The organism is Janthinobacterium sp. GL_088, assembly GCF_057837845.1.
This window is the reverse complement of record NZ_CM174453.1, coordinates 2,190,319-2,206,339: the sequence shown is the minus strand read 5'-3', so window position 1 is coordinate 2,206,339 and position 16,021 is coordinate 2,190,319. Positions and strand designations below refer to the sequence as shown.

Genomic DNA, 16,021 nt, shown 5'->3' with positions numbered 1-16,021 from the left:
TCACTGCGCCACCTTCACATTCGCGTTCGGCGACTCGCCAAACATTTCGGGCGAATACATGGCCTCGATGCGCGTGGCTGGCAGGCTGAAATCCCCGGCATTGTTCAGGCGCACCGTGTATTCCACGCTCCAGTTACCCTTCGGCACGAAGGCGTAATAGGCGCGGAAGGCGTCGAACGCCCGTTCCTCGAACGTGGGCCAGACCCAGCCCGTGGATTTTTCGCCGGCCGTCAGCAGCTGCGAATCGCGGCCCAGGCCATTGCCCAGCACCGTGGCGCTGGCGGGGATCGGGTCGTCGACCACCACCCAGCTCATGTCCGCCTGCGCCGACAGGTCCAGGCGCACGCGGTAGACATCGCCGCGCGACCATTGGCCCGTGGTTTTCTGTTCCACAGGCGTAATGGTTTTCTTGATCGTATAACCGCTGGAGACGGGCGCCTTGAGCGGGATGGCCGCCAGGCTTTGCACGGTGGCCCAAGGTTTGCCGGTGCCGCTGTGCGCCAGGCCCAGGGTATCCATGCCTTTCGGCCACGCTTGCAGCACGGGGCCGACCTTCGCCGCGCCATTCCACACGAGGGCTTGCGTATCGCTGCCCAGCTTGACGGCGCTGGCGCCCGTCACGGGCGTGGACTCGAATTTGGCCGAGAATTTATTGATGGCCAGGGTGCCCCAGGCGTTGGCTACCGTCGTATCCCAGCGGCCCTTCTGCTGGCGGCCCATGCTGCCGCGCACCAGGCGGCCGATGTCATCCTTCCACGCCGGGTCGTCCATCACGGCCAGCAGCAGGCGGTTGGCATTGACGTCGCCGGAGACCATCAGCCACCACCAGTTATCCTTGCGCTCGGTGGAGAAGCCCATGGTCGTGCCCTGGAAATTCAGGCGCGAACGCAATATCTGCTGCGCCTCGGCCAGCAGCGCATCGCGGCGCGCCAGGCTTGGCGTGCGTTGCAGCAACAAGCTCCAGTCGATGACAGCCGAGGTAGGCCACAGGTTCGGGTTGATGCTGATACTCTCCAGGGCATCGGGCGGCACCTTGTTCGAACGCGACAGCGCTTCCAGCGCAGCAAGTTTGCGCACGGCCAAGTCAGTCGTGTCCAGCGCGGAACGGCGCACGATGCGGCCCTGCACGAAGGCCGTCAAGGCTGCTTCCATGCGGTTTTTCGTCTGTTCCGGAATCGCGTAGCCCGCTTCGCGGGTTGCCGACAGCACATACGCCGTCAGGCTGTCGCTGCCCTGTTCCATGATGGGGAAGTATTTCAGCATGCCATCGCTGTCCAGGTAGGCCGGCAGGCTGGCAGCCAACTTGTTCCACGCCTCCTGGTCTTGCAGGGCGATGGCTTTCGACGTGTTTTGTTCGAAGCACGTGTAGGGATAGGCGGCCATGTACTCGCGCACGCCGGGCAGCTCGCCACCGAGCTTGGCGACAAAGCTGGTCTGGATACCGCCCCGGCCCGGCAAGGCGCCGGCCGGCATTTGCACGGACATATTGACGGGCTTGTCGATCTGCTGCAAGGTTGCCTGATACGTGCGCACGGGCGTCGCCTGGCCCACTTTCTGCGTGATTTTCAGTTTATCCGTGTGGCTTCCCGCTTTCGCGCTGATATCCCACACGACCGTTTGCGCACCGAGCTGCACCTGGTAATCCCAGCCCGTTTCACGCGCTTCGCCGGCCGCCAGGGTCAAGCTCTGGCGCGGCAAGGCCTTGCCAGCCGCGCTGGCGTTGAGTTCCACGTTCAAGGCGGCGGCCGAGGTGTTACGTACCGTAAATCCTGCGCGCAACTGGTCGCCTTCGCGCACGAGGGTCGGCAAGCCCGACATCAAAATCAAATCTTGCGAACTGCGGATATCCGTGCTGCCCGTACCGAACAATTCCTTGCCCGCGCTGGCGATGGCCACGATGCGGAATGCCGTCAGCGAGTCGTTCAGCGGCACTTGCACGGTCGCTTCGCCCTTCGCGTCGAGCTTGACGGTGCCCTTCCAGAACAGCAGGGTATCGAACAATTCGCGGCTCGCGCCCTTGCCGCCGCCACCGCCGGCCGGGAAGGCCTTGCGGCCGAAGTGGCGCTTGCCGATCACCTGCATCTGCGCCGTCGCCGTTTCCACCTGGAGGCTGCGCTGCGCCATCATGGTATCGAGCAATTTCCAGCTATCGTTGGGCATCAGTTCCAGCAAGCCCGTGTCGACGGCCGCCAGCGCCACTTCGGCGCCGGCCGGCAACGGCTTGCCATCGGCGCGGCGCACGCGCACGGACACTTCCGCCTTGTCGCGTGTTTTATACACTTCCTTGTCGGACACGACCATGACGTTCAGTTCATGCGCCTGCCACCCCACGTTCAGCGGTGCAATGCCCATCTTGTAGGCCGGCTTGCCCAGGTCAACCAGCGCCGTGGGCTGCACGCCATCGACCCTGCCCCGCACGACAAACACGGACACATACACATTCGGTGCGTAGTTCGGTTTGACCGGGATATTCACCACCGGTTCCCGGCCATTGAGCTGGCGCACATAGGTGTCGAGGATGCCTTCGCGCTCGACCGTGATCAGGGCCGTGCCCGCCCGGAACGGCATGCGCACCTGCAAGCTTGCTTCCTGGCCCGGTTCATAGCGTTTCTTTTCCGGCAGCACATCGATGCGGTCATTGTCACTGGCGTTGAACCACCAGTCGCCGCTGCCGGCCACCCAGGTTTCGCGGTTGGCGACGGCCGCATTGCCGGCGGCATCCTGCGTGCGGGCGCGCAAGACCAGATTGCCGCTGGCCGGTGCCTTCACGTCGCAAATCAACAGGCCCTTGTTGTCCGTCTTGCCCGAACACGCAGGGCCCAGCTTGACCACTTCGCTGCTGTTTTCATACGCATAGAAGCCGCCGATCAGCCGCCGGCGGTGCGAATAGCTGTTGCGCTGGAAGAAATCGACGGCGACCGGGGCATTCGCCACGGGCTTGCCATTGGTGCCGAGCACGGCCACCGTGAACTTGAAGGCATCCTTGCTCAAGGCCCAGGCATCGGGCTTGATGCCGATCACATAGTTTGACGGCCACAGCGGTACGCGCGTGGCGACCGAGGCCGTCTCGCCATTCGCATCCTGGAACGCCATTTCCGCCACCAGGTCGCGCGGCGTGGACAGTTGCGGCAGCTGGTCAATGACGATGCGCGCGCCGCCCGCCTTGTCCAGGGTCAAGCTTTGCGTGCGCGCGGCAGCTGCACCGGCGCCGGCTCGCCCGCCATGGCCTTCATCCTGCCACTCGCCCTCATCGTCGTCGTAGCCCGTGCCCTGTTTCACAAGACCTTCCTTCACGTCGCCATTGCTGAAACTATAGTCAGGATAGTCGGCAAACGTCACGCTCTTGTCTTGCAGCACCGTGCGCAGCTTGACGGGCGCATTCGTGGCGGCGCCGCCGGCCAGATACGTGATTTGTGCATCGAGGGCCAGCTGATTCGCCTGCACGGCGGGCGCTTTCGGTCCCTGCAGCACGGCTTTCATGGTGGGCACGCGGAACGCTTCCACGCGGAAACTGCCGGACGGGCGTCCCGCCATGGTGACGCTGTATTCTCCCTGCTTGGCGTCGGCGGGGATGACCCAGTCGCTTTCCGCCGTGCCGCTGGCGGACCAGCGCAGGGGCAATTGATAGTTCTGGTCGCTGCCCTGGTGCGTGATGACGACGGAGGTGGCGCTGCCGGGGCCGTTATTCTTTTCAACCAGGCTCATGCCCTCGCCCGTGTGCTTGCGGATGAAATGCTTCATGTGCACGGTTTCGCCGGCGCGCAGCAAGGTACGGTCGAATACCGTCGCCAGCAGGGTGTTGTCGGCGCGCGTGTCGTCCGTGGGCAAATTGAAACGCCAGGCTTCGATGCCGCCGACCCAGTCCGACAGGGTGAACGTCATGTCGCCGCCGCTGCGCGCACTGATAAAGTAGCGGCCATTGTTCTTGCAGCTGGAATTGGCCAGCTCGCCGGGGATGTGCGCCACGCCGTCCGCGCCCGTGGCGCCTTGCCACAGCAGCTTGCCGGCGCAGTCGCGCACGGCCACTTGCGCTTTCGCAACTGGCGCGCCCTTGTCGAGCGACGTCACCCACACGAGCGACGATTGCGCGCCATGCTTGAAGTGGGCCGCCAGGTTGGTCACCAGCGCGGCTGTGCGGATGTAGGCCGTCGTCGGTTTGCCCAGCAACGCCTTGCCGAGGATGGGACTGGCCAGCTCGACCACATAAAAGCCCGGTTTCAGCAAAGGGATGCCGATCACTTCAAAGGTCTTCTTGCCATCGGGGCGCGGCAGGCTGATGGGACGCGTGCCGGCCGCGCCCCCCAGCACGGATTTGCTCATGTTGCCCGCATATTGCGCGTACGGCTGCCAGTATTCGCCGCCGTCGCCATTGCCGGTCAGGCGCTGCATCCACTCGATGATGAATTTGTCGTCATTGTCGGGCACGCGCAAGGTGGCGCCCGTGGCGGCAGCGGATGGCTGCGCGACCTCCTTGCCCGACAGCACGGGCTCGATATTGCGCACGGTGACGGGCAGCAAGCCGTCGCCCTTCGCTTCGATGATGCCGAACGGGGCCGGGAATTTCAGCAGCGGCGGCTGTTCGCCCGTGCGCACCGTCATGGGGAAGCGCGCGCGGTTGAGCAAGGCGCGGCCAGCGTCATCCGTCAGCTTCGGCGGCAAGTTCAGCACGAAACTGGCTTGCACGGGGAAGGGGCCATTGAACGTGGCGCCGTACAGGAATTCCGCCTTTTCTTCGCCTTTTGAAATCGTCGGCGCATACGTCTTGCCGCCGCCCTTCAGGGTCATGGCGCGCACCTGCGCCGCGCTCACGGGGGCGGAAAACTGTACGCGCATGGGCAGGAAGGGTATGCACTGTTCCTTCGGATTGCTGCGCTCGCAGCTGAACTTGGCCGTGAAATCGGGCCGCGTCTTGAACTGCAGGGTTTGCGCCTTGTCCGTGGCGATGCCGCTGGCGCTGGCGATGCCCTCGCCCCACACGAGCGACACCTTGGCGTTGGCGGGGAAGCTGCGCTTGCATTGCAGCACGGTCACGGGCAGCGGCGGCGCGCCCTTGCTGGCGACGGGCATGCCCACTTTCCACAGCGTGCCCCGCTTCTTGAAATATACGGTCAGGTAGCGGTCGAGAAAACTCTTGCGCAGGGTCAATACCTGCTCCAGTTCCTTGCCTTTGAGCAGACGCACGGGAATTTTTTCATTGATCCCGTCGGCGCGGCAATACGCGTTCGCGGCCACGCTGGCGTCGTTCGGCGCGGCATCGAGGCCCAGCACGAAGATCTGGTTTTCATCGATGTACGGCTGGCCGTCATACGGTACGGCCTCGACGATGGCCGGCCCGCCCGTGGTGAAACGGTAGGATGTGCTTCCCTGCAAGGGCTTGCCGGCCAGGTCCTTCAGCCCTGCTTTCAAGCTAAAACTGCACGCCACGCCGGCCGGCAAGTCGCGCTCGAAATCGTAGTTCCAGTTGCGCTCGTCGGCCCAGCGCCCCGCGCCCGCCACGACGGCCGGCTCGGCCTTGCCGCAATCGATGGCGAACGGCGCGGGCAAGCCCATGTCGCCGAAAGGCACCATCGGCGTGGCGAACTGGGCACGCACCTGGCGCACGGCCTTGACCGTGCCGCTCGGTGAAAACAGGGACACGCCGCTATCGGCCCAGGCTGGCATGGCCAGGCCCAGCGACAGCAGCAGACCCAGCGGGCCCAGTTTGCCGGACAGCGGGGAAGAAACAACATGGGGCAGGTCAGACACGGGTGACTCCTTGATGAAAAGTGGCGGAGCTGGCTGCGGCGCGCAAAAGTTGCCCGGAAGAAGCCCGGCAAGGCAACAGAACGCGGCAGGAATACAACATCAATGTAATATTAGTTATCAAGCTCATCATTGTTGCTAATATACAGTGGCACGCTGGTAACAAGTCGTACGATTGCCTCTGGACGCGGCGCCAGGAAGTGGCCGTGATTGCAAAAATTTCCCGAGACTAATTAGTTTTTTTCAACACGGAAGTCTTTGTCGTGAATCTGCAACACCATTGATATACAACAATGCTTTGTGCGCCAACGCACCGACCGCTTGAACCTGCAACCGTATTCTCTAGTCCAACAGCAGTGCATTTATCGCAAGAAAGCGCACCTGGAATTGTTGTCTACCTCTAGCAATAGCATGTCTGGCAGTTGTCGCATTGATGCAGTAGGGAAAATCTCTTATCAACGTTGGGAGTTACTTGTGAATAATCTAAAAAAAATCGCCGTTGCCGCCGCAGTTCTGTGCTCCGCCCTCGGCGCACAGGCCCAGGAAATCAATCCCTCCTGGTACATTCAACCTAGCCTCAACGCACTCAAGCCAGATTCCGACTTCGCCACGGATAAAACCGGCTATGGCGCAGGCTTGCGTTTCGGTAAACCCGTTTCGCCGGACTGGGATATCCAGCTGGGCACCACGTATGCCCGTTCCAAGGATGGCGGTCAGCGCTACCAGCAAAATACGCTGGGCGTAGACGGCTTGTACATGTTCTCGCGCAAAGCCTTCCGCCCCTTCCTGCTGGTTGGTGCCGGCATGCAGCGCGACAAGGACACCAGCTTCGCTTTTGGCGAACGCAGCAAGAGCTCGCCTTACGCCAGCGTGGGTCTGGGCTTCCAGTCCACGATCAACGATCAATTGTCGTTCCAGGCTGACGTGCGCAATGTGCACGGCTTCCTGCGCGGCAATACCTTCGATCCGAGCAGCAAGTCCAACAACTACTATGTCACCGTGGGCCTGAACTTCGCGTTCGACAAACCACCTGCACCGCCGCCGCCACCGCCACCGCCGCCAGTGCGTGAAGAAGTCGTCGTGGTCGTGCCGCCACCACCGCCACCACCGCCGCCACGCTTTGAAAAAGTGACGATGGCGGCTACGGAACTGTTCGCGTTCGACAGCGCCAAGCTGGGTCCGACACAGACCAAGCTCGACGAGATCGCCCGCGTGCTGAACGCGTCGCCGGACGTCAACAACGTTGTCATCAGTGGTTATGCCGACCGCATCGGTTCGCCCAAGTACAACCTGAAACTGTCGCAGCAGCGCGCTGATGCAGTCAAGGAATACCTGGTCGGTCACGGTGTCGCCGCCAACCGCCTGACGGCCGAAGGCAAGGGCTCCACCAATCCTGTCGTCACCTGCGATAACAAGAAGCGTGCCGACCTGATCAAGTGCCTGGAACCAAACCGCCGCGTTGAAGTGGAACAGATCACCATCGAACGCCGCGTGCAGTAAGCTCGACAGTGGTACGCCACTTGTGAATAGAAAAAGGGGCTCGCGCCCCTTTTTTGCATTGAAAGCCATCATGAATATTTCTACCCGCTATCCCAAGCTGGCCGGCCTGGCGCCGTTCAGCAAGCAGATGCGCAGTGTCCTCGTCTGTTCCGTCACCGAATGGCTGGAACACCGCGCCTCGAGCAAGGGCGCGGCCCTCGCCTATTACACCCTGTTTTCCATCGCCCCCATCCTCGTGCTGGTGATCGCCATCGCCGGTTTTTTCTATGGCCCTGCCGCCGCGCGCGGCGAGCTGATGGGACAACTGCAGGGCTTGCTGGGCACACAGGGCGCCGAAGCCATCCAGCTGGTGTTGGCCGGGGCGAAGAACCATGAACAGGGGCGCATCGCCACCCTCATCGCCAGCGCCCTGCTGCTGTTTGGCGCCACCAGCGTGTTTGCCGAGCTGAAAGCCAGTCTCGATGAAATCTGGCAAGTGCCGCCGCTGAAGGAAGCGGGCGCCTGGGACATGCTGCGCACGCGCCTGCTGTCCTTCGGCCTGGTGCTGGTACTGGCCTTCCTGCTGATGGTGTCGCTGGTGGTGAACGCGGCCATGGCGATCCTCGCCAACTTCTGGGAAGGCGTGTGGAAAGACACGGCCGTGCTGTTTACCATCCTGTCGAACCTGATCGGCTTTGCCGTCATCGCCAGCCTGTTTGCCGTCATCTATAAAATGCTGCCGCGCGTGCGGCTGTCCTGGCGCGACGTGCTGATCGGCGCCATCGGCACGGCCTTCATGTTTTCATTGGGAAAATACGCGATTGGCGTGTACATCGGCAATAGCGGCGTGGCCAGCAGCTATGGCGCGGCCGGGTCCCTGGTGGCCCTGCTGCTGTGGGTATATTACTCGGCGCAAATTTTCTTTCTCGGTGCCGAGTTTACGCGCCAGTTCGCCCTGCAACTGGGCAGCATGAAGGATATGCCGAAGATGGACGATGGCGATGTGCAAGTCAAGATATTGAAGCGCCACCAGTCCTGATTCCCTCGCTCCACATGCGGAAACGGCACCCGCGGGTGCCGTTTTTCTTGCGTTGTAGCAAATTACTCGCCCAGCAATTCCGCCACCACTTCCATGCCCTGCACGCGCTCGGCCACGACCTTCACGATGACGATGATGGGCACGCCCAGCAGCAAGCCCCAGACGCCCCACAGCCAGCCCCAGAACAGCAGGCTGATGAACACGGCCGTGGGATTCATGCGCGCGATGCGCCCCGTCATCCAGGTGGTGACAAAGGTACCCACCAGGGTGGCGATGGCCATCGACGTGCCCGTCACCAGCAAGACCATTTCCAGCGATTCGAACTGCAAAAAGGCGACCAGGCCCGTGGCGATGGTGATGAGCAAGGGGCCGAAATACGGCATGATGTGCAGCAAGCCGGCCACGATGGCCCAGGCGCCCGCATTTTCCAGGCCGATCACGCGCAGGGCGATCCACATCAGGACGGCCAGCAAGCCATTCGTGACGAGCAGCATGAACATATAGTTCTGGATCGACGTATTGATGTCTTCCAGGATGTGCACGGTGACCTTCTTGCGGCTCAGTGACGGCCCCGTCAGCTTGACAAGCTTGCGCTTGAAGGTGTCGCCCGACAGCAGCAGGAAAAACACGAGGAAGATGACCATGGTGGCCTGGCTGAGGAAGCCCACCAGGCCCAGCGAACCGGCCCAGACCCAGTCCATGATCTTGAAGTTGGGCGCCTCGGCCGCGGCGGCGCGGCGGTTGTTGCGGCGCGCTTCGGCGCCGGCGGCCACTTGCTCGATTTCATTGGCCACGGCCTGCATCTTCTGGAAGGTGCTGTTCTTGCCGCCCGTACTGGCGGCGATCAGGCGCGACAGTTTATGCGTGGCGGCCGGCAGTTCTTCCACGATGGATTCGAATTCGCCCTGCACGCGCTCGACCACGACGAGGGAGCCGAACAGGATCAGGGCCGTCACGGCCGTGGCGCCGATGGCGCGCGGCAGGCGCAGCTTTTCCAGCCAGGCGACGACGGGATTGAGGGTATAGGCAATGAAAATGCCGAAAATGACGGGAATGAGGAATTTCTGTGCCCACTGCAGCGCATAAATGAAGCTGACGGTGGCGATGATGCCCAGCGCCATGCCGCGCGCATTGACATGCAGCGGCAAACGCAGGGATGCGTCTGGCTGCTCCACGGGCGCGCCGGGAGGTGGCCCGGCAGGCTCGGTGGAGGCAGCCGCCACCGGCTCGGGCGGGGTATCTGTAGGCTGGATATGCATGCGATTCCCGCGACGGTCGGTGGAGGCCGCAGGGCCAGCCATGGGGCTGGCCGCTGCGGCAGGTCAGGCCATTACTTGACGCGGATGTCGTTTTTCACCGACTTCACGCCCTTGACGCCACGGGCGACTTCGCCTGCCTTGGCGGCATCCGAAGGCTGGGCCACGAAGCCGCTCAGCTGAACCACGCCCTTGAAGGTCTCAACGTTGATTTCCGTCGATTTCAGGGTAGGCTCATTGAAGATGCTGGCTTTCACTTTGGTGGTGATGGCCGCGTCGTCGATGTACTCGCCCGTGCCTTCCTTGGTTGGGGTCGAAGCGCAGCCTGCAACAGCGAACAGGGAAGCGACGAAAAGGCCAGTAGCGATAGATTTAGTGAATTTCATGGTTTTTTCCTTAGGAGTGGTCAATCAATGTGCTCACAATGAGCTTCTTATACCAGTGTGGTGACTGCGCGCCGGAGGGAGCTCAGTAGCCAAACTGGGTTTTTGCAGCCTTGATACAGTCATCCTTGGCTGCGCCGGCTAATGCATCGCATTTTTCTGTCGCGACCTTGTACTCGGCTTTTCTTTTTGCTTCACGCGCATCGCTGCGCGCTTCGATCACTTTCTTGTCCGCCTTGGCGTCGGCCAGGGCCGCCACCTTGGTGGACTTGGCCAGCTTGACGCAGACATCCTTGTCGTTGCCCGTCAGCGCATTGCAGCGCGTCAGGTCGACGTCGTAGTTGGCATCGGCAATCTTGATGCGCGCCTTGGTGTAGGCACGCAGGGTATTCGTGTATTGCGCCTGAGCAACTGCTTCATCGTAGGTGCGCACGGCCTTCGCTTCGGCGATGCAGACATCCTTCGGGTTGCCCGTGATTTTTTCGCATTCGGCATGTGCCAGCTTGTAATTCAGGCCCGCCTGCTCATTGGCCGCCTTGTAGGCTGCTTTTGCTTCCGGCGTGGCAGCCACTGCCTGGCCGCCCCAGGCGGCGCACGCCAGGCTGACGACGATGGCGGTGAAGAGCTTATTCTTGTTCATGTATTTCTCCCTGGTGGTAGCAAGCATGTCTGCTTGGCATGACTACCGTTTTACGTGGATCGCCGCCGCTCTTCTGTACGCTGCCGTACACAAGTAATTTATTTTGAAAGCGGAAGGCAGACAGGGAGAAATAACAACGTTTTGCCGGATCACCGTGAAGAAAAATATCATTTCGACACGAAATAAGTACGTGCGGCAGCGTACAGACTGGCGACAGGGGCATGACTAAGATGGCACTACACCCTCACCTCGTCAGGAGAATAAAATGAAAACCAACGCCACCTTGGCTGCACTGATGCTCGCCGCCACCGCCGTACTGAGCGGTTGCGCAACAGGCCCGTCCCAGTCACAACAGTATTACCCGGCCAACCAGCCTGAATCGGCCATGTACGGCACCGTCGACTCCATCCAGATCGTGCAGGGTGGCGGACAAACCAGCGGCGCCGGCGCCGTCGTCGGCGGCATCGCCGGCGCCCTGCTGGGCAATACCATCGGTTCGGGCGGCGGACGCACGGCCGCCACCGTGGCGGGCGCCGTCGCCGGCGGCGTCGTGGGCAACCAGGTGGAAGGCCGCAGGCAGCAGGCGCAGGCTTACCAGATCAGCGTACGCCTCGACAACGGCGAATACCGCACCGTGGTGCAGGACAACGCGAATGATTTGCGCCCGGGCAACCGCGTGCGCGTCGTTGACGGCCGCGTCTACCGCTATTAATCCCCTGGCCGGGCTTGTCCGCAAGCCTGCACCGGACCATGCACCAACAAGGAGATACCATGGGCACCATCATTCTGATCATCTTGATCCTGGCCCTGGTCGGCGTCCTGCCCACCTGGCCGCATAGCCGCAACTGGGGTTACGGCCCCAGCGGCATCGCCGGCCTGGTCGTAGTGATACTGATCCTGCTATTACTGACGGGCAGGTTGTAAAAAAAGGCGCTACGGCGCCTTTTTTATTTCAAGGAGGAAATATCATGACTATCCACAACACACTCTTGGCCACCCTGCTCGCCTGCAGCCTGGCGCCATTCGCGCTGGCGCAGACGGCCACGCCGCAGCCGGGCGACCCGCAACGCTGGTACCAGGAAGACAGCACGGCGCAAGCCCAGCTACGCACCCTGCGCAAGGAAATCGCCGCCGCCCTGGCGGAAGCCAAGAAAGCCTGCCGCTCGGAACCATCCTCCGCGCGCGCCAGCTGCCTGAAGGACGCGCAAGACACGTATCGGCAAGACATGGCGAACGCGGAAAAACTGCGCGAGGCAGCCCATCCGCAGTGATAAGCCGCTCCCGGCAACACCTGATAAAACCGTCGCGAGTGGAAGGGAGAGGTGGCTAAGAAGCGCAACCGTACAAAGGTACGGGGGCACCGAGCCGGTGAGCATCGCAGGCCGCCTATACCGACGCGCAGCAGGTTTTGACAGGCGTCACTAAGCGGCGTCGCGCTCGTAAGGCGGCAACTCGTGCACAACCAGCGGTGTGTCTTCCGTCACAAAAGCCAGCCAGCCGGCCGCCTTGATCGCGCGCAAGCCATCCTGGTAGCCCTGCTCCCAGCGCCACTCGATGGAGCCCTTGGAAAAATTGATGTCCTTGGCCGCCATATGCCAGTCGCGCCCCGCGTATGGCAGGCGCACGATGTGCATGGTGCTGTCGCAGCCCAGCGCAACGAGCTCTTCTGTCTGCTGCCGGTTATGCTTTGTGTCGGGCAGGCCGGCGTACAGTTCGCGCAATTTGCGCTGCAAGGTGTGCGTATTGACGTAATCGGCGATATGCCGCTTCGAGCGCGACGCGAAGGTGACGTCCTTTTGCCGCGTCTGCACTTCGTCGAGGGTGCTCGGTTCCGGCCCTTCCGAGCTCCACAGGTCCACCATGAAGACCAGGGTGTCGACGTGGGGCGTATCGTCGAGCACGGTTTCCAGCGGGGTGTTCGAGTACAAACCGCCATCCCAGTATAAATCGCCATCGACGCGCACGCCGGCAAAACCGGGCGGCAAGGCACCGCTGGCGCGGATGTGATCGGCCGTCAGGGACTGCTGCTGGCTGTCGAAACTGGTGAGGCTGCCGCATTTGACGCGCAGGGCGTTGACCGTCAGGCGCATGCCGCCAGGCTGGTTCAGGTAATCGAAATCGACCAATTCCTCGAGGGTGCTGGCCAGCTCGCTGGTGTCATAAAAACTGGCCTCTTCCGGCTTGACGGCGATTCCGGCGGAAAACAGGCTGAAGGTGCGCGGCTTGAAGAAGCCGGGCACGCCGCGCAGCACCGTATCGAGCGTGGCCAGCCAGATGTTCGAGCGGCGCTGCTGATCCGATACCAGGTTCATGTCGATGCTGTCGCGGTGCGCCACGCGCTGCCAGAACTGTTTCAGCCGCACGAGCCGGTCTTCGTGCTTGTTGCCCGCCAGAATGGCGGCATTGATGGCGCCAATCGAGGTGCCCACCACCCAATCGGGCGCCAGGCCATGTTCGTGCAGCGCTTGGTAGACGCCCGCCTGATAGGCGCCCAGTGCGCCGCCGCCTTGCAGCACCAGCACGATGCGCAGGCGCGAGGGATTTAACTGATTGATCGGTGTCTTCGAATTCGTCATCAAGATGGCCCTCTGTCCGCCGCGCGGATGCGGCGTGAATCATTGTAAGGGATTGCGTCGGTCTGCGCCGGACGTTGGGTACGGGCAAAAAAAAACGCTCTGTCATCGACAAATAGGGGAAATGCCGGAATCTTCCTTTGGCAGCGCTGTCTGACTCTGCATACTTACCACACAGGGAGCAGATCATGCAGCCAGCCGAATGGATCCGTTTTATCGCCCAGTTTGCTCACCTGAACCGACGCCAGCGGCAGACAGGCATGGCCCTGCTGTGTGGCAACGCACCGCACGACGCGACCGTCGCGTTGCTGGAAAGCGTGGCGCAGCCGCGCTTGGCCTGTCCCGCCTGCCGCTCGCCTCACCTGCACCGGCATGGCCATGCGCACAGCTTGCAGCGCTACCGCTGCGTGCCTTGCGGGCGCACTTTCAATGCCTTGACGGGCACGCCGCTGGCCCGCTTGCGTCACAAGTCGCTATGGATCGCGTATGCCGATTGCCTGCTCGACTCCGCCTCAGTGCGCCAGGCCGCTCAGCAGCTGGGATTACACCGCAACACCACGTTTCGCTGGCGCCACCGCTTTCTCAGCGTGGCGAAGACGGACCGGCCGCATGGCCTGCATGGCATCGCCGAGGCCGATGAACTCTACGTGCTGGAATCGGAAAAGGGATCGAGGCAGATGACGCGTCCGGCTCGCCGCCGGGGCGGCCATGCCTTTAAACGTGGTATCTCGAATGAGCAAGTCTGCATCCTGGTGGCGCGCGACCGCACGGGCCAGACCCTCGATTTCGTCACGGGCAAAGGCGCGTTGACGAAGGCGCAGCTGCACCGATGTTTGTTGCCCGTTATCGACAAGGATGTTCTGCTGGTAACGGATGGTCATGCGGCCTACCGGGCGTTTGCGAGGGAAGCGGGTATCAGCCACGAGGCCGTCAACTTGCGCGCCGGCATCCGTGTGCAGGGCGCCGCGCATGTGCAGAACGTCAATGCGTATCACAGCCGCCTGAGACAATGGCTCGGTCCGTTTCATGGCGTGGCGACGCGCTACCTGCCAAATTACCTGGGCTGGCGCTGGATACTCGACGCCGGGCGCATCCGTTCACCAGAAACGTTATTGAAAGCAACGCTGGGAGCATTCCCACATTTGATGGTGACATAGCCCAAAAAAAACGCCGTCGATGACGGCGTTCCTGTACAACACGGCTGGCGTTCAGCGCTTGCGGCGCAGCCAACTGGCGGCAACGGCGGCCACGGCCACGAGGACCAGGGCCGGCTTGACCAGCTTCTTGCGTCCGATAAAGGACAGCGCCGTCAGCACGTAAGGCATGGCGCCTTGCAAACGCATGCCGCCCGGCGCCAGCAGCGATTCGACCCGGTGGCCGGCAAAGCCGACCGCCGTCTCGACCACGCCCTGCAGCATCGACTCGGGACGCAATGCGTAGCCCACGTTGGCGCGCGCATGCACGATGCCCACGCGGTACATTTCGCCCTGGGCGATCAGCAGGCGCTTGCGGGCGGCTTGCGCCGCCAGTTTGTCGTTTTCCGACATGAATTCTCCTCGTGAGGCCGCTTACATCAGCATGTCGCGGTCAGCCTTCAATTCCGCCATGGTGGCCGGCATGGACAGCTTTCCTTGACGCAGCATGGCGCGCGCATACATGACCAGCGCAATGGCCAGCAGTACGAACACGACCGTCATGATCGCCAGGATCTTCCAGCCCAGGCTATCCCAGGCCAGGAAGACGATCAGCACGCTGCCGTAAGCGATGGCAAACAAGCCCGCCACGGTCGCCAACGCGAAAATGACAATCAGCTGCAGCATGTGATTGCGCACTTCCGACAGTTCGATGGTGGCCAGTTCCAGCCGCGACAACATCAGTCCGACGGCGTTTTTGGCCAGGCCGGCAACCGAGCCGATCAATCCCGGCCCCTGGTGAGACGAAGCAGACTTGTCCATATCGCTCCTGACAGTGGATTACTTGCGGCCCAGGATGAAGCCGACCAGCACGCCGACGCCAGCGGCGACAGCCACGGTACGCCATGGGTTTTCCTTGACATAACCGTCAGCTTGGGCAGCCATCTGCTTGGTGGCAACGATGGCCGACGCTTGCGCTTCATGCGCCTTGGCCAGCGCGGCGTCGAGGGTTTTCATGCCCTTGACGCGCACTTCATCGGCTTTTTCGCCCGTCAGGGCGGCAGCGGCGCTGAACAGGGCTTGCGCATCCTTGACCAGGGTTTTGACATCGTTATTAACGGTGGTGATATTGTTTTCCAACATGGTTTAGCTCCTTAGCTGTGGATGAATGTAGTTACTATACCTACTTTACTCAAAAACACTATTCCATTAGATCGCGCATATCATCGGCGTGCTCTTCCTCGACAGCCATGATTTTGATCAACAAATGGCGTGTGGTCGGGTCTTTGTCGCCGATTTTCACGATCATCTGGCGATATGACTCGATCGCTACCCGTTCCGCGATCAGATTGGCACGCACCATGCTCTGCACGTCTTCAGAGTCATCATACTCGGCATGGCTACGCGCAAGCAATGTTGCAGGATTAAAATCTGGCTTGCCATTCAATTGCACGATGCGTTCGGCCAGCCAGTCGGCGTGTTCCTGCTCCTGCTGCGCATGTTCCAGGAACTCGGCCTTGATGCTGCCGTTGTCGCGTCCGCTCACCGTGTAGTAATGGCGTTTATAGCGCGCAATACACACCAGTTCGGTGGCCAGCGCCCCATTCAACAGGGTGATCAACTCCTGACGGTCGCCCTGGTAGCCGGCCGTCACGGCACCGTCGTCCAGGTTTTTGGCGGCAGCGCGGATGGCGGCCGTATCGATGCCAGCTGGAATCTCAACAGATGTTTGGGTCATGATGTTTCCTTTCAAGTCTTGCATGGGTATCCACCGGC

15 protein-coding genes are annotated in these 16,021 nt (G+C 61.8%); 6 read left to right on the top strand and 9 right to left on the bottom strand.

Features of this window, described 5'->3' with window-relative positions:
* Positions 1-5,745 (bottom strand): alpha-2-macroglobulin family protein, encoded by a 5,745-nt coding sequence (locus AC3IQ7_RS10135; protein ID WP_489209340.1) that lies wholly within the window; start codon positions 5,743-5,745, stop codon positions 1-3.
* A 471-nt stretch (positions 5,746-6,216) separates the two neighbouring features.
* On the opposite strand from AC3IQ7_RS10135, the gene AC3IQ7_RS10130 reads away from it, so the two are divergent.
* The gene (locus AC3IQ7_RS10130) at positions 6,217-7,242 is read left to right on the top strand and encodes an OmpA family protein (RefSeq protein WP_099380448.1); all 1,026 of its coding nucleotides are present in this window, start codon (positions 6,217-6,219) and stop codon (positions 7,240-7,242) included.
* 70 nt (positions 7,243-7,312) lie between these two features.
* Positions 7,313-8,260, top strand: a complete 948-nt coding sequence (locus AC3IQ7_RS10125) for a YihY/virulence factor BrkB family protein (protein ID WP_489209338.1) — start codon at positions 7,313-7,315, stop codon at positions 8,258-8,260.
* A 62-nt stretch (positions 8,261-8,322) separates the two neighbouring features.
* Here the strand turns inward: AC3IQ7_RS10125 and AC3IQ7_RS10120 are convergent, their stop codons facing one another.
* The 3 genes from AC3IQ7_RS10120 to AC3IQ7_RS10110 form a co-directional block, all read right to left on the bottom strand.
* Positions 8,323-9,519 (bottom strand): AI-2E family transporter, encoded by a 1,197-nt coding sequence (locus AC3IQ7_RS10120; protein WP_416208759.1) that lies wholly within the window; start codon positions 9,517-9,519, stop codon positions 8,323-8,325.
* A 71-nt stretch (positions 9,520-9,590) separates the two neighbouring features.
* Positions 9,591-9,902, bottom strand: coding sequence for a BON domain-containing protein (locus tag AC3IQ7_RS10115; protein ID WP_046682432.1), 312 nt, complete (start codon positions 9,900-9,902; stop codon positions 9,591-9,593).
* An 82-nt stretch (positions 9,903-9,984) separates the two neighbouring features.
* Positions 9,985-10,539 carry a hypothetical protein gene (locus tag AC3IQ7_RS10110; RefSeq protein ID WP_034786326.1) on the bottom strand — a complete coding sequence of 185 codons (555 nt, stop codon included), beginning with the start codon at positions 10,537-10,539 and terminating at the stop codon, positions 9,985-9,987.
* A gap of 265 nt (positions 10,540-10,804) precedes the next feature.
* On the opposite strand from AC3IQ7_RS10110, the gene AC3IQ7_RS10105 reads away from it, so the two are divergent.
* From AC3IQ7_RS10105 to AC3IQ7_RS10095, 3 genes are read left to right on the top strand one after another with little or no spacing between them, the layout of a single operon-like run.
* The gene (locus AC3IQ7_RS10105; RefSeq protein WP_070278587.1) at positions 10,805-11,251 is read left to right on the top strand and encodes an outer membrane lipoprotein; all 447 of its coding nucleotides are present in this window, start codon (positions 10,805-10,807) and stop codon (positions 11,249-11,251) included.
* Positions 11,252-11,310: 59 nt separating this feature from the next.
* Positions 11,311-11,463, top strand: a complete 153-nt coding sequence (locus AC3IQ7_RS10100; protein WP_010396415.1) for a DUF3309 family protein — start codon at positions 11,311-11,313, stop codon at positions 11,461-11,463.
* Between the two features lie 44 nt (positions 11,464-11,507).
* The gene (locus AC3IQ7_RS10095; protein ID WP_322427991.1) at positions 11,508-11,810 is read left to right on the top strand and encodes a hypothetical protein; all 303 of its coding nucleotides are present in this window, start codon (positions 11,508-11,510) and stop codon (positions 11,808-11,810) included.
* Between the two features lie 150 nt (positions 11,811-11,960).
* Here the strand turns inward: AC3IQ7_RS10095 and AC3IQ7_RS10090 are convergent, their stop codons facing one another.
* Positions 11,961-13,115, bottom strand: a complete 1,155-nt coding sequence (locus AC3IQ7_RS10090; protein ID WP_489209335.1) for a patatin-like phospholipase family protein — start codon at positions 13,113-13,115, stop codon at positions 11,961-11,963.
* A gap of 185 nt (positions 13,116-13,300) precedes the next feature.
* Here AC3IQ7_RS10090 and AC3IQ7_RS10085 point away from each other — a divergent pair, with 185 nt between their 5' ends.
* On the top strand, positions 13,301-14,269 hold the full coding sequence (locus AC3IQ7_RS10085) for an IS1595 family transposase (RefSeq protein WP_489209334.1): 969 nt from the start codon (positions 13,301-13,303) through the stop codon (positions 14,267-14,269).
* 51 nt (positions 14,270-14,320) lie between these two features.
* On the opposite strand, the gene AC3IQ7_RS10080 is transcribed toward AC3IQ7_RS10085, so the two are convergent.
* From AC3IQ7_RS10080 to AC3IQ7_RS10065, 4 genes are read right to left on the bottom strand one after another with little or no spacing between them, the layout of a single operon-like run.
* Entirely contained in the window at positions 14,321-14,659 is a 339-nt protein-coding gene (locus tag AC3IQ7_RS10080; protein WP_035826249.1) for a hypothetical protein, read from the bottom strand.
* Between the two features lie 21 nt (positions 14,660-14,680).
* A complete protein-coding gene (locus AC3IQ7_RS10075) occupies positions 14,681-15,067 on the bottom strand; it encodes a phage holin family protein (RefSeq protein ID WP_034758936.1) in 387 nt (128 codons plus the stop codon).
* 18 nt (positions 15,068-15,085) lie between these two features.
* On the bottom strand, positions 15,086-15,388 hold the full coding sequence (locus AC3IQ7_RS10070) for an ElaB/YgaM/YqjD family protein (RefSeq protein WP_035826246.1): 303 nt from the start codon (positions 15,386-15,388) through the stop codon (positions 15,086-15,088).
* Between the two features lie 58 nt (positions 15,389-15,446).
* The gene (locus AC3IQ7_RS10065; RefSeq protein ID WP_374106441.1) at positions 15,447-16,007 is read right to left on the bottom strand and encodes a ferritin-like domain-containing protein; all 561 of its coding nucleotides are present in this window, start codon (positions 16,005-16,007) and stop codon (positions 15,447-15,449) included.
* Positions 16,008-16,021 lie beyond the last annotated feature (14 nt).

Excerpts from the sequence above, each read along its gene's own strand:
- AC3IQ7_RS10125 (WP_489209338.1), top strand. The coding sequence starts at position 7,313 with ATGAATATTTCTACCCGCTATCCCAAGCTGGCCGGCCTGGCGCCGTTC.
- AC3IQ7_RS10120 (WP_416208759.1), bottom strand. The coding sequence starts at position 9,519 with ATGCATATCCAGCCTACAGATACCCCGCCCGAGCCGGTGGCGGCTGCC.
- AC3IQ7_RS10115 (WP_046682432.1), bottom strand. The coding sequence starts at position 9,902 with ATGAAATTCACTAAATCTATCGCTACTGGCCTTTTCGTCGCTTCCCTG.
- AC3IQ7_RS10110 (WP_034786326.1), bottom strand. The coding sequence starts at position 10,539 with ATGAACAAGAATAAGCTCTTCACCGCCATCGTCGTCAGCCTGGCGTGC.
- AC3IQ7_RS10105 (WP_070278587.1), top strand. The coding sequence starts at position 10,805 with ATGAAAACCAACGCCACCTTGGCTGCACTGATGCTCGCCGCCACCGCC.
- AC3IQ7_RS10100 (WP_010396415.1), top strand. The coding sequence starts at position 11,311 with ATGGGCACCATCATTCTGATCATCTTGATCCTGGCCCTGGTCGGCGTC.
- AC3IQ7_RS10095 (WP_322427991.1), top strand. The coding sequence starts at position 11,508 with ATGACTATCCACAACACACTCTTGGCCACCCTGCTCGCCTGCAGCCTG.
- AC3IQ7_RS10090 (WP_489209335.1), bottom strand. The coding sequence starts at position 13,115 with ATGACGAATTCGAAGACACCGATCAATCAGTTAAATCCCTCGCGCCTG.
- AC3IQ7_RS10085 (WP_489209334.1), top strand. The coding sequence starts at position 13,301 with ATGCAGCCAGCCGAATGGATCCGTTTTATCGCCCAGTTTGCTCACCTG.
- AC3IQ7_RS10080 (WP_035826249.1), bottom strand. The coding sequence starts at position 14,659 with ATGTCGGAAAACGACAAACTGGCGGCGCAAGCCGCCCGCAAGCGCCTG.
- AC3IQ7_RS10075 (WP_034758936.1), bottom strand. The coding sequence starts at position 15,067 with ATGGACAAGTCTGCTTCGTCTCACCAGGGGCCGGGATTGATCGGCTCG.
- AC3IQ7_RS10070 (WP_035826246.1), bottom strand. The coding sequence starts at position 15,388 with ATGTTGGAAAACAATATCACCACCGTTAATAACGATGTCAAAACCCTG.
- AC3IQ7_RS10065 (WP_374106441.1), bottom strand. The coding sequence starts at position 16,007 with ATGCAAGACTTGAAAGGAAACATCATGACCCAAACATCTGTTGAGATT.